The following is a 12889-nucleotide window of genomic DNA, read 5'->3' as shown; positions in this document are numbered from 1 at the left end:
CCCAAACAACTAGAACTGGAAAGACTCGAAATGACAACCTCCTCTGATAACGCCACGCAGTTTGTAACCCACGTGTACGCAACGGTTCGGGTCAAGGTGATTGGCACCAATTTCAGCAACGATCCAGCCTTGGTCGCCGACAAAGTGGCTGATGCCGTGGCCGCTGATCCGGCCAAATGGTTCAAGCCCGTTCATGGTTCGGTCACGGTACCGGGACATGGCGAGTTTGACATAGAGCTGGTCGAGTACGCCGATGCGATCTCCAGCATCCTTGTCGATGAGATTGACCCACGCTCCGGGTCGGTGATCAAAGAGCATGTTTTCTGCGGCGATGATGTGGCTCCCGTAGACAGCGTATTTACTAAACCAAGAACCTGAACACGCGTCGCTGGAGATTGCTCATATGCCTAGCCAAAAACTTTCCTCCCCCTGGTCCTACACCCCGAGCGACTTAGTTCGTGGTCTTTTCTTTCATGGGTCTATTGAGCCGTGGTCTGATCGGCAGGTAGTGCCCGGTCGCGCTGATGGATGCTTCTGGGCTGCTGATAATGCGTTGATCGCGCAAACCTACATTGCGCCCTGGTACGGCTCGGCCAGCATCCAGATCGATAACGGCCAGCTCAAGCAAAACGTGCGCCCTGATCCAGGCTTTGCTTGGGATGTAGCTCAGCAGTTGGGGGCGCGGGCGCAGGTGCTTGAACGAGATCGTATTGGTCGGGCCAGCTCCTGGCGTATTGATGTCCCTGTCACCTATCAACAGGTGGTTGATCACCTGAAATCACTTGGCTACACCAGCACACTATCGAGTCACTTCAGTGCCTGGATCAATACCAGTACGCAAGACGGCCAGTCCATTGCTGTTCCCGCCCGGGCACGCCCCTTTGGCCGCCTGATTCTGATTGACCCACTGCCCCACTTGCGTGTGGCTGATTTATCCTGCGGTGAAGGCGATCTGACGGACCCCCAGCATCTAAAGCTTGGCCAGATCCAGAACGCGTTGCGCTCGGGTGCCGATTGCGTAAAGATTGATGACTTTTGCCAGTCACCCACGTGGGGCAATGTGGAGCACCCAGCCTGGGGATTTTCGCAAAGTAGCATGGATGCGCACTGGCGCGCCGGCCACGTACGCCCCATTTGTGCTACCCATCGGGACTGGATCAACCTTGGCGATGCCAATGAGCTGATTACCGAAGACGTGCTTGACTGGCACTTTGGCCAGGTGGTGCATGCCATAACGGTCGGTCACGCTGTATCGCCGGAGGTCATTTGGGCACATGCAGAGCGATTTGAGCGGCTACTGGACCAAGAGCCCCAGAGTCCGGTGGTGTTTCCGGTCACGCTCGATTCGCACCAGTTCGGGTTTGCGCCGAGTACGCCAGACAAAGTGCGTGCTATCGCCCAGCGTCTTGCCCAAGGCCAGGCACCCACCGATCAGACCTGTTTTGCGTTGCGCAGCAGCGGCAAGTTGGCCGGTTCCGGTCTGAACCCGTTACTGGAAGCTTGTGTGGTGCAGGCAGCGCGCGAACAAGGACGACTTGTTCCTGTTAATGCCATTTTCATGGACAAGTACGATCGCCCCTTGCGCACAATGCAACTGCACCAGCGCCTTGATCAGATTCTAGACCAGGCCCCGACCCAGGATCAGGCGGACTGCCCATCACGCCAGACCATGGGGGCATGAGATGCTTGATAGCGTGTTTGGGGTGCCCAGCGCAATGACGTTTGCCTCCGTCTTGCTCTTGATTAGCATCGCGTGCTTTGTGGGTGCTGCGCTGTTGGGTTCGCCCAACGCGCGTGAGCGCCGGCACCGCCGTAAACAGGCCAGCGCCAAACGTGTGCGGCATGTGCTCACCACCATTGCTCACTCGGGCCAACAACTGGCCTACTTACGCAAGATCGATCCCTTTGTCTTCGAAGAGTTACTACTAGACGCCTTTGAGCAACATGGCTATCAGGTCAGACGTAGTCATCGTTACAGCGGCGACGGCGGTATCGACGGGGTGGTATTCAAGCACGGGCAGAAGCACCTTATTCAGGCCAAACGTTACAGCGGCCACATTCAACTGGCCCACGTAAGGCAATTTGAAGCGCTGGTAAGTCAGCACCAATGCTCCGGCCTTTTCATTCACACTGGCCGAACAGGCAAGCAATCGCGGGAGCTCACCCTGCGCTGTCCGGGCATCCAGATGATCAGTGGCCAACGCTTGCTTGCCTTCCTTGCCTATCGCTCAACACCCACAACCGCAGGCGCGCCCGCCCCCTACCATCAACTATCTACCGAACGCCACCTATGACTTCATCCTTGCGTGTCCCCTTCTGTGTGAATATCGCCTCGGTACTGCCGGCCGATGTTGAACTGCTTCTCGACTGTTTGAAGAACGGCTTTGACGGCGCCGTGCATGGCGGCAATGCCCTGTTTTCAGAGCACGAAGAGTATCGCGTCTTCTCCCCAAATCAGGTCACCGTGCTTGGAGTGCAACGCCTGGGCCACATGCAGAGCCCGCGCGGTACCCATCGGGCCAGCTGCCCGGGCTGATTTCGTTATTTCGACAGGTGTCTTTACACTGATAGTCAATACAGTCAGTTTCCAGCTTTGGAGCCAGCAATGGATTATGAACGAGACCGCACTGACCACTTATCCGACTATTTTTTGGTGGCTTTGTCGGGTACTCGATCTGGAAACCTGACCCCCCTGATCAGCGATACAGCAGCTTGGTGAGCATAATTGGCCCTTACCCCTCGCTTGCTATCGGGATCTTTGGTTTACTCATGATCCTGCACGCGATTGTTGTTGAGATCAGCGCCAGGCGACGTTTGCAGAATGGCATTCGAAATGAAATTAGCGAAAACACGACACGGGTTCGATAATGTCTCGTTTATTTGGCCTCGATTCGAGGGCGGTGAAACGCCAAGTTTTCAGAACACGAAGAATGACGCAGGTCTTATATATGAACTCCACGAGTTCATAATGACGACGGCCTGGCTAAAAAGGGCTTGGTGGTGCTTGATCACAACACCGACGAAGCGGAATTCACTGAGCTCGACTTGGTCGTTGTCTCAAGCAAACGCTGATCCTGGCGAATCTTAAGCCACTGCGCTCACCCATCACGAAGGGATGGATATGAAATTGGATGCACTCAATAAGTACCTTGAAGCCACGCAACATCATTTAGGAGTTGAAGAAGAGCGCTACGGTGGCGGTTTCCGCGCCATTGTCGCCCATCGCTCAGATACAGAATTTCTGTTCTGCATGCTGGAAGGGGACGATCTTGAGGCTACGGAAGCGCAATCGTTCCTGTGGGAGAACCCCTTATTTCCTTCTGCTTCTGGGGGAACTCTACAAGACGCCCTCAAGAAGCTCAACGCAAAGCTTGACCTGCTTTATGAGTTTGAACCTATTATGGGTTCATATAAGTGGTTGGCGCGGAGACGGTTTGAGTTGAAAGCACAATTTGACGCCGATGTCGATGAAGAACCGGGCTGGTATGACGTGCCCTGGAATGGCATTATTCAGGATCTTCAATCCGGCTCGTCCTACTACTATGAAAATTCCAAAGCCCATTGTGGGCCCAGCGAGAAGCGCGATCTGCACGCATTGCGCAGCTTTAAATACGAAGGTGAGTTTTCTCGACTATCAGAGCTTACCTGAAGGAATAAGATCATTTGCGATAACGGGTATCTGGATCAACATCCTGTCGCCGCATCAACCGCATATTCCGAATACCTGGAATGAAAAGCATAATCACCTACTGGATTTCTCCGCCGACAGCAGCGCAAATAAGAGCCGCTCGTAAGCATGCCGGACTGGATCAGGCCCAGGCGAACGAAATGATCTCGCCGGCTGGGAAAATGCCGCGGCGAACATGGGCCAATTACGAGTTCAACGAATACAAGAGCAAGCGGACAATCCCGCTAGTGATCTAGGAGCTGTTCGTGCTGCTGACTGACCAGCGCCCCACCCTGAAAGTGGTCGAACGTGAGACCGACTGAAAGGGGGCAAACACAATTAAATCCGGAAACCCTTTTCTGATAAAGGGACTGCGGCCGTGCACTATGCGCTGGAGCGGAACATTGCTCTGGCTGCCAGGAGCATCTGTATATCACCGGAGCAAAAAAGCATTACTAAATCGGGGGAAATTGCGCATTAGTGTGCAAATAGCCACACTTAATCACGGGCTCACTGACCCACAAATCGTTGCCTTGTTGGAGTTGCCATGCCTCAGATTTCCTTTTTTAACAGAGCGTTCGCAGCCGAATAATCACGCCAGATTCCTTGAGTTCTAGATGACCGTTTTCTATAGTGGCTGTACGACACTTCGAAACGGGCAATCCAGAATGAATTATCAACAAGCCAAACAGCAAGCCGAGCACGCAAGGCAGCTATCGCAAGCGCTGAGTCGAGAGCTTCAGGCTTTCCCGCGCGGCCCGTTGGGGCTGGTGCCGGATCACATCAAGTTCAGCGCCCCCTACCAGGAGCTGAAAGCTCGATACGACACCGCGTTTGCTCAAGAGCGTCACGCCAACGCTTACCTGGTCAAGCATTTCAAAGCCGAATTACAGCAAGAGCGACGTGAGCGCTATGCTCAGGTGCACTCATCATCAATGCAGACTGTAACTGAGACCGAAGAGCCTAGGCCCTCTCCCTCTCCTCGAGGTTAGTTACGTGCCCAACAGAAACTCAATGACGCCATCGACCAACCTGGACATCAAGCATCCCGCCTTTGCTCAGCGTCTGTGCCAGGCCATGGACTCAGCCGGTATAAAGGCGGCTGATTTGAACAGGGCTATCGGGATCAGCCACGAAATGGTGCGCCGTTACCGTATGGGGGCGGCCAAGCCACGCAATATCGAGGCGTTGGCTCAGGTGCTGCGGGTCGATCCTGCATGGCTTGCGCTGGGAAAAGGGAACAACGATCGGCAGGCCTGTTCTGCGTCGGATGACAAACCAGTGCTTACCCCCCTTCTCATGGCGCGCATAGCGGCCCTATCTGCAGAGAAGCATGCCCAGCTGACCGTCATGCTTGATGGTTTGTTGCGAGGCCTAGAGCTCGATTTAACTCAGTCGCAGTAGTTCCGTGATCGAGCCCGTCTGATCATTTGGTTCACCAGCCAATCAATAAATTCCTAAATCATTGTTTTATAAATAATTTACCTGTAACCTTGGGTTTTTCCTATAAACAGGTAAAGAACATGGAATTCATTGAACTGGACGACCAGCAGCGACTGAACCTAGTCAACTCTGACCAGCTCTATCGAGCCTGGCGTCAGGCTCGTGACTCCATGCAGCAGTACCGCTACGGGATGCGGTTCGTGAAGCGTGGAGATAAGCGCTATCTCATACGGTTTATAGATGCGCGTGGCAATGGGCGATCGCTCGGACCTGATAGTGATAAAACGCGGCAGATCCTGAAACACTTCGAGCAAGGCCAGGCTCAGGCACGCACAAAGTACGATGGACTGACAGAGCGGCTTAGGACCCAAATTCGGCTGAACCGCGCGCTGCGTATCGGACGCTTGCCTCGCGCTGCCGCAGAGATCCTGGCTGCGATGAATGATGCCGGTTTGGATCGTGAATTCCTTGTCGTGGGCACCCATGCCCTTTATGCGTATGAATCCATGGCGGCTGTGCATGTCGACCCGGGGGCGCTGGCGTCAGACGATCTGGATCTATGCTTTGACGCAAGGCGCCCTTTGCAATTGGTCACCGATAAACTTCAGCGCCAGAACACGGCAGGTTTACTCGGACTTCTTGCACGCGTAGATAAGACCTACACGCCTATGAGCGCCCCAGGTGTGTTTCGGGCCGTGAATGCCAAAGGCTTCATGGTTGACCTGATAACTGCGCAGCGGTCGATGAACGACAGTGATCGTGTAACCTTTGGCGCAGACGACCTTGTGGCAGCTGAAGTGCCTAACCTGCACTGGTTGATTAACGCCCCAAAGTTTGAGCACGTCACGATTGCCTCCAATGGCCGTCCGGTAATGATGCAGGTACCGGATCCTCGAGCTTTTGCATTACACAAGGCCTGGTTATCGCAGCAGTCCACGCGCGAGCCTGTAAAACGTCAGCGCGACAAAAGCCAAGCCAAGATCGCCGTTGCGATCGTTGGGCGGTACCTGACGCATCTGCCGTTTTCTCAAGACGATTTGCGCTACCTCAGCATGGACATGATTCACCTAGCAACACAGGCAGTCTCGCCAGAGCAGGATGGCGATGATTTTTTGGCAGGTCTACGACCCGTGCCTTAAACCATGCACGCCAGAAATCAGTTATTTAGCTTTCGATCGATATACTGTGCCTTTGGGCTTTGTACTCATCTTCGTTGGCGTAGCTGCGTTTTGTCTATGTTTTTTGGCGATGCGTCAACCCGTGGCTGAAGGGGACAAGCGGGCTCGTAACGCCCCTTAACTGACGCCTGCAATTCAGAAACCAAATAAAGAGGCGTTCATCCTAGACTTTGATTCGCGCCCCCGTTACAAGTATTCGGTCTACACACCGGATTACATCGGGGGCTTTCATGCAAATTTTCGGATACGACTTTTCCGACATTCAGCGCGCGCAACAGGGCGGACGGCTTTCGCGCCCAGTCAACACACAAGCCAGTTCCCAGATAACGCTTTCGCAAGAAGATATCGCCACGCTTGAGCATTACGGCAGCCTGCAAGCCGTTGAGCAAGCCGGCCTTCACGGCGTGGCTGACCGGGTTCGTCGCAGTGGCCACCTGGTTGAACACAGCCCTGAAGCAGTATCCGAGAACGATGTTCAATCCGCCCAGTTCAAAGACTGGTTCGGCGCCAGCAAGATCGTGGACACGCAGGGTGAGCCCCTGATGGTCTACCACGGCACCAACCAGCAGTTTAGCCAGTTCAGCAAAGAACACCTTGGACATAACACGGGCTTTGATAACACCCAACTAGGCTTTTACTTCATCGCGGACAAGACTGCGGCGGCAAACTTTGCGCTTGAGACCTCAGGGGGCGCACGCGTCATCAAAGCCTATCTGAGTATCCATAATCCGCTTGATCTGACCGTCCAGGGTTTGTTTAGCAACGCGGATCAGGCGCCCACGATCTGGGAAATTCTTTCGGGCGAACGTCTAGCCGCCGACCAAGCCCTTGAGGCGTTGAACGAGGAGGTGGGCCTGGGCGATCTGGCCGAAGCGCTGCAAGCACTTAGTACCTCCGAGGCCAAGCTTGTTTTCGAGCGCGATGGCTTTGACGGGGCAGTCTCGCGATTTGGGGGCGACTATCTGGAATATGTGGCGTTCAAGGCCGAGCAGATCAAGGTAATTGGTGATGTCGACAACAACGAATTACTTCAAGCGCCGGTCGCCCAAACCGGCAACTTTACGTTGCTGGTGGGCGATCACTGGTCCTTCAACGTGTCCAGCCTGGCGCAGGCCGTGCAAGTCTATAGCCGCTTGCGCGATCAATCCGAGCAAGGGGCAAGGGACTTTCCCAGTGGGCGCATCCTGGGATCAAGCGCCCTTCTTCGCATTTCGTACAACGGACGCGTCTGGAACGGTGACCAAGCGGTTGATGTCGATCCTGCCCCGCCTGAGCCGCCTGGATCACCCCTGCCGACGCGGAACGACGACATTAGCTGCGCCTCCGGCCAAGTTCTTGATCGGCCCAAAATGCGTTAATCCCCGACAAACAACACAATTGCAAAAAGGTCACCCAATGGCACGTATAGAGCACCATATTGAAGGCCCCAACGGCTCTGAAATCAAACTTGTCGCCCAGGAATGCTTCGGCTCGGGGCTAACCCGCTCGGTCGACGTCTTTGCGCTGCATCGCGCCAGCCCTGATCAGCCATGGCGCCTACTGGACAATCGTCCTGATCCTGCCTGGCGCTCGATGTCGGTCCAGGATTATGTGCAAACGGGTCGATCAGAGATGCTTCGCATGGTGTCGCCAGCGCAGATTATGCAATTGATTCATCGGTTGAATGCTCTTCAGTATGAAGACGAGCCGATCCAGGATGTTGACGTGGCGCCGGCAGATCCTGTTCAGTTGCCCGTGAATAGACCCCGATTTGCCTAACGCCAACGACTACGAGTGCATTTCGTTATTTCTACATGACCCCGTAGATTGGAATCATCCCTGACCTGGAGGAAACTGATCTGCCACCGTTGCCCGAGCCGTCAGGCCAACCAGCAAGGCGTGAGCCAGTAGGTAAAGTGCTGGCCTTTCCTGTAAGCAGGGGGCTTGAAACGCATTCAATGGTCGTTGGACTGAAGCGTCCTCTGCCTATCGGAACGCTGCTTTATACAAATCCACAATCGAGCGCCGCAAAAAGGAGAAACAGAATCATGACTGAACCTATCAAACTGCCGCCTGAGTTCCGTAGCGGTAACAGCATTCCTGTAGAACGAGCAACCATCACTCGTGAACGTATGGTTGAGATTCTTACCGAAGCCATTGAAGCGGGTCGAGCCGCCCTGCAATCACCAGAGGTGAAGGCGTTGCGTGATGCTTTATGGGTATCAACTGAACATAATGCGCTCCATTTCGGAGAGTCGAGCAACACTGTTATTCAGGGTTGCGCCGCACTCGCACAGGGACAGGGGGGGAGCGATGCGTGAGCGCCCCATTCTTTTCAGCGGCCCCATGGTGCGCGCCATCCTGGCCGGCCATAAGATGCAGACGCGGCGGGCCGTGAAGCCGCCTCGCAGCTGGGACACACAGTACCCTCACTGCGACCCTTTCGTCATGCCGCCTGCAGTCTGGTGGTGGAACGGCGTACACGATCGCGTTGGCGTGCGCCAGGCGTGCCCATACGGCCAACCGGGCGACCGGCTGTGGGTGCGGGAGACGTGGATGCCCGATACGCCACGCGATGGCACTTGGGCCGATACCCAGTTTTTCGGATGCGGAATGTCGCCGCTATCGGACATCCCCGAGCTTTACCGCAAGCCGGAGCACTGCCTATATCGTGCAACATGGAATGGCGTCGGCATGGTCGGCTGGAAGCCCAGCATCCACATGCCCCGCTGGGCCAGCCGTATCACGCTAGAAATCACTGGCGTACGCGTGGAGCGATTGAAGGACATCAGCGAGGACGATGCTTATGCCGAAGGCGTCAAGCATTCTGAGCATGGCGGCCTCACTGCCCGCGATGGGTTTCAACGCCTGTGGGAATCCATCAACGGTGCCGAATCCTGGGACAAGAACCCCTGGGTGTGGGTAGTCCAATTCCGGAGGATCGAAGCATGAACACCGAACAACTACGCGCCGAGTTTGAATCGGAGTTGGGCCGTGGCAAGACCTACAATGAACGCGACTTTCAGATGTTTCTATTGGGACGCCGAGCCGCCCTGCAATCGCAGGATCGGGAGGATGCGCCGTGGGACGATCTTAAAGTGGCATTTGGTTGTGATGACGATGAGGCGCTCTGGAAGGCGGTTGAATCTGAAAAGATCCATTTCCCGAAAGGCTGGAAGCTTATTGAGACTGATGGTAGCGGCGCCAGAGTAGTTGCAATCTTCCGTGTTGACCGCATACCTACAGTCGCTGACGGAGAATCTGTGCGCGCCGCCATCGACCACGCCCGCCGCGTTGAGGGGGAAGCGTAATGGCTCAAATTACGACTGTTATCAACGTGTGCGACCGCTGCGGCAGCCATGACGATGCCGCGGTAGATGCGTTTGCCGCCACCATGAAAGCCAAACTCGCAAAAAAACGGGTTGAGGGTCGTGGGGGATGGCAGGAATGTAGTGCCGAGTATCTGTCTGAGTTGCTGCGCGAGCATGTTGATAAAGGCGATCCAGTGGACGTAGCCAACCTTGCGATGATGCTGCACCAGAACGGGCAACCCATCCAGCCTGAAGGGCTTTCAGCATCTTTATGGTCGGATATCCGGGAACTCGCTGCTTATGCAGAGGGGTCCAAATCCCCGCGTATGGCGCGTGCGAGTCGAGCAGTTTTTGCTTGGCTGAGGGGCGCACAGCCTGACGAGCCGGTGGCGGAAGTGCAATTGCATGCTCATGACGCATCAACGACCGTGCTGCGACCGCTAGTGGACTTTGAGCCTGTCGATGTAGGCAAGAAACTATATCTTGCACCGCAACCCCAACAAATCCCCGAGGGCTCGAAGCTGGTGCCGGATTTCAAGGTCGGTATGCGCGTCAAATTCAAGGGCATGGAATGCGAGATTTTTGCTAAAGGTGACAGACCGGGAACATTCGATATCTGCCTGCCTAAAGGGGTTTCCGGCGACCTATGGTTAAACGTGCCGCCCGACGCGCTTGAAATGCTCGAAGCCGCACCAGCACAGAAGGAGCGGACATGAGCGAAAACACCAAAATTGAGTGGTGTGACCACACGTTCAACCCATGGATCGGCTGCACTAAGGTAGGCCCTGGCTGCGATAACTGCTACGCCGAAGCTGATTTCGACAAGCGACGCCACGTTGTTAGCTGGGGCGCTGGTCAGCCACGCAAACGCACGGCCGCATCGACGTGGCGTAATCCACTGGCTTGGAACCGGAATCACGAACAGTTCTTTGCCAAGCACGGACGCCGGCAGCGTGTGTTTTGCGCTTCGCTGGCCGATGTCTTCGACAACGCGGTGGACCCACAGTGGCGCGCTGACCTTTTCAGGCTTATCGAAGCAACGCCGAACCTTGATTGGTTGCTGCTGACCAAGCGCATCGGAAATGTGCCGAACATGCTGCCATTACCGTTCGACTTTGACCGACATTTCCCTAACGTTTGGATCGGGGCAACCGTCGTTTCTCAGCAAGAGGCCGACCGTGATATCCCGAAGCTGCTACAGGTGCCTGCGCGCGTGCGGTTCCTATCTATGGAGCCGCTGCTGGGGCCTGTGGATGTTGAGGATTTTCTATACATCGAGCACCCTCACTGCATAGGATTCGTGCCCTCTACACGCTATGACCACGGTTACTGCGACCGCTGCGCTGGCCATGAAAGCGATCCGATCCACACCAGCCCAAAAGGCAAGGTTGATTGGGTCATCGTCGGCGGCGAAAGTGGCCCCGGTGCGCGGCCGATGCACCCAGATTGGGCACGCTCCCTGCGCGATCAGTGCCAGGCGGCTGGCGTTCCATTCCTGTTTAAGCAATGGGGCGAGTGGGCTCCGCACCCCGAAATAATTGATGCGAGTCAGGGGGCTTTGTTTCATCGGTTTGAAGATGGGGCCTGGATGCAGCGCGATGGCAAGAAAGCCGCAGGCCGCATGCTCGATGGCTGCACTTGGGATCAATTCCCAGACTCGCTGGAAAAGCCATGACCAGAGAAAAGGTTTTTGTGCCTCGCCCTGCGTGCACAGTTGCTAGCGGCGACTGTTTTGTGGCCGGAAGATGCCTGAGCAAATGCACGCCTTACCTTTCAAACGAAGATGCCACAAATGCGTTGGCTGCTGCGCTACGCCTATTGGGCGATCTGCGTGAATACGTGCTGATGTTCCGAACCACAACCGGCTACGTGGAAGGATCCAGTATCGATATCGCCGTGAAAGAGTCCGGGAAAATTATTGACAAATTCAAGGGAAAGACATGATGAGCGTAGCACTTGAGGGCCCTGAGAAGCCAAAAGCTATGAACGAGGACGAACTAGCAGCGTCACCGGCGAGCAGAAGAGGAAGGGATCTAAGCGATCAGGAGATTATGCGCATTGCGGAGTTAGTCACACATCGTCATGCGTTCCGTATTAATTACCTGGATATTCCCAAAATCGTCCGTTCCGTACTTGCCAAGTACGCTGACTGCCGAACAAAAGCTGAGCCCGTGGCTTCGATTGAGTCGCTCCCATATGCCCAATTACTAGCCGGAGCAGCCGCAGTTCTATCGAACTGTGCTGAGGCACTGCAAGGCGAAGGCGACGATTGTTTGGAACACGAGGCACGCAGCATGGCAGAAATGATCGATCTCGAGCTGCAAAAACAGCAAACCCTATCGGAAAGGGATCGCTGATCAATTGAAACTCGATGCCGATGCATCTAAATCGCGAAGTGTGCGAAGTACACGCTTATACCTCCTCATTTTTACAGGCAGAGCAGAATAGATTATGAGCTTAGCTTACAAAGCGATGATGATTGCGCGCCATGCCCACAAAGAGCAAAGGCGCAAATACACAAACGCTCCCTATACTGACCATTTGTCAGAAGTTGCCGGCATTGTCGCAACAGTTACGGACTTTGATTGCATAGGGGCTGACGCGGTCATTGCGACTGCGTGGCTGCATGACATTATTGAGGACTGCGGTTATACGTGCACGTCGCTTTGGAGTGCGCTTAGCCAAACAGAGACGCCGGTAACTCACATTGACCAGGTCGTGCGCGGCGTTCACTGGCTTTCTGACACGGAAAAAGGAAACCGCGAAACCAGAAAGCGCCTGTCACGCGAGCGCCTGGCGAAGGCGCCCGGATGGGTTCAAACAATTAAATGCGCAGACCTGATCAGCAACACTGGCAGCATCGTTCAGTTTGACCCCGCGTTTGCCAAAACCTATCTCAAGGAAAAGCAGCTGCTGCTTGAAGTCATGACGAAGGCAGATCGACGTTTGTGGGATGTGGCAAATGAATTGCTTCTACGTTAGTGATTTGTTACTGGATCAGCCGGACCAAGCGCTCGCAAAACTAGATCAGCTCCGGATTTTTGAGTGTCGTGATGCAGCCAATCGGGTAAAACCCAATTGGCTGTCCGCTTACCGTGTTGTCTTAGCCTTTCGGCCTGGTCGTGTAATGTGTGTCAGGCTCTTGCAGCAATCGCTGGTTATGCTCCTCGATCAACCCATACAGTAACTGGGTGCGCTCAGGCTGGATCTGTGGCGTCGGCCCAAGACTGCCAACAGCCTCTGCCACCACCGTGGCATCTTCGTTTTGCGGGATGCTGAAAATGTCATCCGTAAGCGGCTGGGGAACTACA

19 protein-coding genes are annotated in these 12889 nt (G+C 55.0%); 18 read left to right on the top strand and 1 reads right to left on the bottom strand.

Going from position 1 to position 12889, the window contains the following annotated elements; genetic code table 11:
- Positions 1-30 precede the first annotated feature (30 nt).
- The 18 genes from PuT2_RS14070 to PuT2_RS13975 all read left to right on the top strand — a co-directional run bounded on the left by PuT2_RS14070 (position 31) and on the right by PuT2_RS13975 (position 12560).
- Positions 31-378 carry a hypothetical protein gene (locus tag PuT2_RS14070; protein WP_093971628.1) on the top strand — a complete coding sequence of 116 codons (348 nt, stop codon included), beginning with the start codon at positions 31-33 and terminating at the stop codon, positions 376-378.
- A 25-nt stretch (positions 379-403) separates the two neighbouring features.
- Positions 404-1681 (top strand): hypothetical protein, encoded by a 1278-nt coding sequence (locus PuT2_RS14065; RefSeq protein WP_143516190.1) that lies wholly within the window; start codon positions 404-406, stop codon positions 1679-1681.
- A 34-nt stretch (positions 1682-1715) separates the two neighbouring features.
- Positions 1716-2294, top strand: coding sequence for a restriction endonuclease (locus tag PuT2_RS14060; protein ID WP_093971663.1), 579 nt, complete (start codon positions 1716-1718; stop codon positions 2292-2294).
- A complete protein-coding gene (locus PuT2_RS14055; RefSeq protein ID WP_093971626.1) occupies positions 2291-2536 on the top strand; it encodes a hypothetical protein in 246 nt (81 codons plus the stop codon). Before PuT2_RS14060 ends, PuT2_RS14055 begins: the two co-directional genes overlap by 4 nt.
- A 585-nt stretch (positions 2537-3121) precedes the next feature.
- Positions 3122-3649, top strand: a complete 528-nt coding sequence (locus PuT2_RS14045) for a hypothetical protein (RefSeq protein ID WP_093971624.1) — start codon at positions 3122-3124, stop codon at positions 3647-3649.
- 686 nt (positions 3650-4335) lie between these two features.
- Entirely contained in the window at positions 4336-4659 is a 324-nt protein-coding gene (locus PuT2_RS14035; RefSeq protein ID WP_093971622.1) for a hypothetical protein, read from the top strand.
- Between the two features lie 22 nt (positions 4660-4681).
- A complete protein-coding gene (locus PuT2_RS14030) occupies positions 4682-5071 on the top strand; it encodes a hypothetical protein (RefSeq protein ID WP_093971621.1) in 390 nt (129 codons plus the stop codon).
- A 119-nt stretch (positions 5072-5190) separates the two neighbouring features.
- Positions 5191-6249 carry a nucleotidyltransferase domain-containing protein gene (locus PuT2_RS14025; protein ID WP_093971620.1) on the top strand — a complete coding sequence of 353 codons (1059 nt, stop codon included), beginning with the start codon at positions 5191-5193 and terminating at the stop codon, positions 6247-6249.
- Between the two features lie 269 nt (positions 6250-6518).
- On the top strand, positions 6519-7646 hold the full coding sequence (locus PuT2_RS14020) for a hypothetical protein (RefSeq protein ID WP_093971619.1): 1128 nt from the start codon (positions 6519-6521) through the stop codon (positions 7644-7646).
- A 37-nt stretch (positions 7647-7683) separates the two neighbouring features.
- Positions 7684-8046, top strand: coding sequence for a hypothetical protein (locus PuT2_RS14015; protein ID WP_093971618.1), 363 nt, complete (start codon positions 7684-7686; stop codon positions 8044-8046).
- A gap of 269 nt (positions 8047-8315) precedes the next feature.
- Complete coding sequence (locus tag PuT2_RS14010; protein WP_093971617.1) at positions 8316-8588, top strand: hypothetical protein; 273 nt, start codon at positions 8316-8318, stop codon at positions 8586-8588.
- On the top strand, positions 8581-9219 hold the full coding sequence (locus PuT2_RS14005; RefSeq protein WP_093971616.1) for a hypothetical protein: 639 nt from the start codon (positions 8581-8583) through the stop codon (positions 9217-9219). Before PuT2_RS14010 ends, PuT2_RS14005 begins: the two co-directional genes overlap by 8 nt.
- Positions 9216-9578, top strand: a complete 363-nt coding sequence (locus PuT2_RS14000) for a hypothetical protein (RefSeq protein WP_093971615.1) — start codon at positions 9216-9218, stop codon at positions 9576-9578. Before PuT2_RS14005 ends, PuT2_RS14000 begins: the two co-directional genes overlap by 4 nt.
- Positions 9578-10294, top strand: a complete 717-nt coding sequence (locus PuT2_RS15950; RefSeq protein WP_216820823.1) for a hypothetical protein — start codon at positions 9578-9580, stop codon at positions 10292-10294. The genes PuT2_RS14000 and PuT2_RS15950 overlap by 1 nt, the downstream gene beginning before the upstream one ends.
- Positions 10291-11253, top strand: a complete 963-nt coding sequence (locus tag PuT2_RS13990) for a phage Gp37/Gp68 family protein (protein WP_093971614.1) — start codon at positions 10291-10293, stop codon at positions 11251-11253. The genes PuT2_RS15950 and PuT2_RS13990 overlap by 4 nt, the downstream gene beginning before the upstream one ends.
- Complete coding sequence (locus PuT2_RS13985) at positions 11250-11522, top strand: hypothetical protein (RefSeq protein ID WP_093971613.1); 273 nt, start codon at positions 11250-11252, stop codon at positions 11520-11522. The genes PuT2_RS13990 and PuT2_RS13985 overlap by 4 nt, the downstream gene beginning before the upstream one ends.
- A 38-nt stretch (positions 11523-11560) precedes the next feature.
- Positions 11561-11935, top strand: a complete 375-nt coding sequence (locus PuT2_RS13980; RefSeq protein WP_158214054.1) for a hypothetical protein — start codon at positions 11561-11563, stop codon at positions 11933-11935.
- Positions 11936-12029: 94 nt separating this feature from the next.
- A complete protein-coding gene (locus tag PuT2_RS13975) occupies positions 12030-12560 on the top strand; it encodes an HD domain-containing protein (RefSeq protein ID WP_093971611.1) in 531 nt (176 codons plus the stop codon).
- A gap of 121 nt (positions 12561-12681) precedes the next feature.
- On the opposite strand, the gene PuT2_RS15945 is transcribed toward PuT2_RS13975, so the two are convergent.
- The coding region (locus PuT2_RS15945; RefSeq protein ID WP_216820822.1) for a hypothetical protein at positions 12682-12889 on the bottom strand (208 nt) is incomplete at its 5' end.

Source organism: Pusillimonas sp. T2, from assembly GCF_002236805.1.
In the GTDB taxonomy this organism is placed as follows: Bacteria; Pseudomonadota; Gammaproteobacteria; order Burkholderiales; family Burkholderiaceae_B; genus Neopusillimonas.
Note: the sequence above shows the minus strand (reverse complement) of the source record. Positions and strands in the feature narration are given on the sequence as shown.

Excerpts from the sequence above, each read along its gene's own strand:
- PuT2_RS14070 (WP_093971628.1), top strand. The coding sequence starts at position 31 with ATGACAACCTCCTCTGATAACGCCACGCAGTTTGTAACCCACGTGTAC.
- PuT2_RS14065 (WP_143516190.1), top strand. The coding sequence starts at position 404 with ATGCCTAGCCAAAAACTTTCCTCCCCCTGGTCCTACACCCCGAGCGAC.
- PuT2_RS14060 (WP_093971663.1), top strand. The coding sequence starts at position 1,716 with ATGACGTTTGCCTCCGTCTTGCTCTTGATTAGCATCGCGTGCTTTGTG.
- PuT2_RS14055 (WP_093971626.1), top strand. The coding sequence starts at position 2,291 with ATGACTTCATCCTTGCGTGTCCCCTTCTGTGTGAATATCGCCTCGGTA.
- PuT2_RS14045 (WP_093971624.1), top strand. The coding sequence starts at position 3,122 with ATGAAATTGGATGCACTCAATAAGTACCTTGAAGCCACGCAACATCAT.
- PuT2_RS14035 (WP_093971622.1), top strand. The coding sequence starts at position 4,336 with ATGAATTATCAACAAGCCAAACAGCAAGCCGAGCACGCAAGGCAGCTA.
- PuT2_RS14030 (WP_093971621.1), top strand. The coding sequence starts at position 4,682 with ATGACGCCATCGACCAACCTGGACATCAAGCATCCCGCCTTTGCTCAG.
- PuT2_RS14025 (WP_093971620.1), top strand. The coding sequence starts at position 5,191 with ATGGAATTCATTGAACTGGACGACCAGCAGCGACTGAACCTAGTCAAC.
- PuT2_RS14020 (WP_093971619.1), top strand. The coding sequence starts at position 6,519 with ATGCAAATTTTCGGATACGACTTTTCCGACATTCAGCGCGCGCAACAG.
- PuT2_RS14015 (WP_093971618.1), top strand. The coding sequence starts at position 7,684 with ATGGCACGTATAGAGCACCATATTGAAGGCCCCAACGGCTCTGAAATC.
- PuT2_RS14010 (WP_093971617.1), top strand. The coding sequence starts at position 8,316 with ATGACTGAACCTATCAAACTGCCGCCTGAGTTCCGTAGCGGTAACAGC.
- PuT2_RS14005 (WP_093971616.1), top strand. The coding sequence starts at position 8,581 with ATGCGTGAGCGCCCCATTCTTTTCAGCGGCCCCATGGTGCGCGCCATC.
- PuT2_RS14000 (WP_093971615.1), top strand. The coding sequence starts at position 9,216 with ATGAACACCGAACAACTACGCGCCGAGTTTGAATCGGAGTTGGGCCGT.
- PuT2_RS15950 (WP_216820823.1), top strand. The coding sequence starts at position 9,578 with ATGGCTCAAATTACGACTGTTATCAACGTGTGCGACCGCTGCGGCAGC.
- PuT2_RS13990 (WP_093971614.1), top strand. The coding sequence starts at position 10,291 with ATGAGCGAAAACACCAAAATTGAGTGGTGTGACCACACGTTCAACCCA.
- PuT2_RS13985 (WP_093971613.1), top strand. The coding sequence starts at position 11,250 with ATGACCAGAGAAAAGGTTTTTGTGCCTCGCCCTGCGTGCACAGTTGCT.
- PuT2_RS13980 (WP_158214054.1), top strand. The coding sequence starts at position 11,561 with ATGAACGAGGACGAACTAGCAGCGTCACCGGCGAGCAGAAGAGGAAGG.
- PuT2_RS13975 (WP_093971611.1), top strand. The coding sequence starts at position 12,030 with ATGAGCTTAGCTTACAAAGCGATGATGATTGCGCGCCATGCCCACAAA.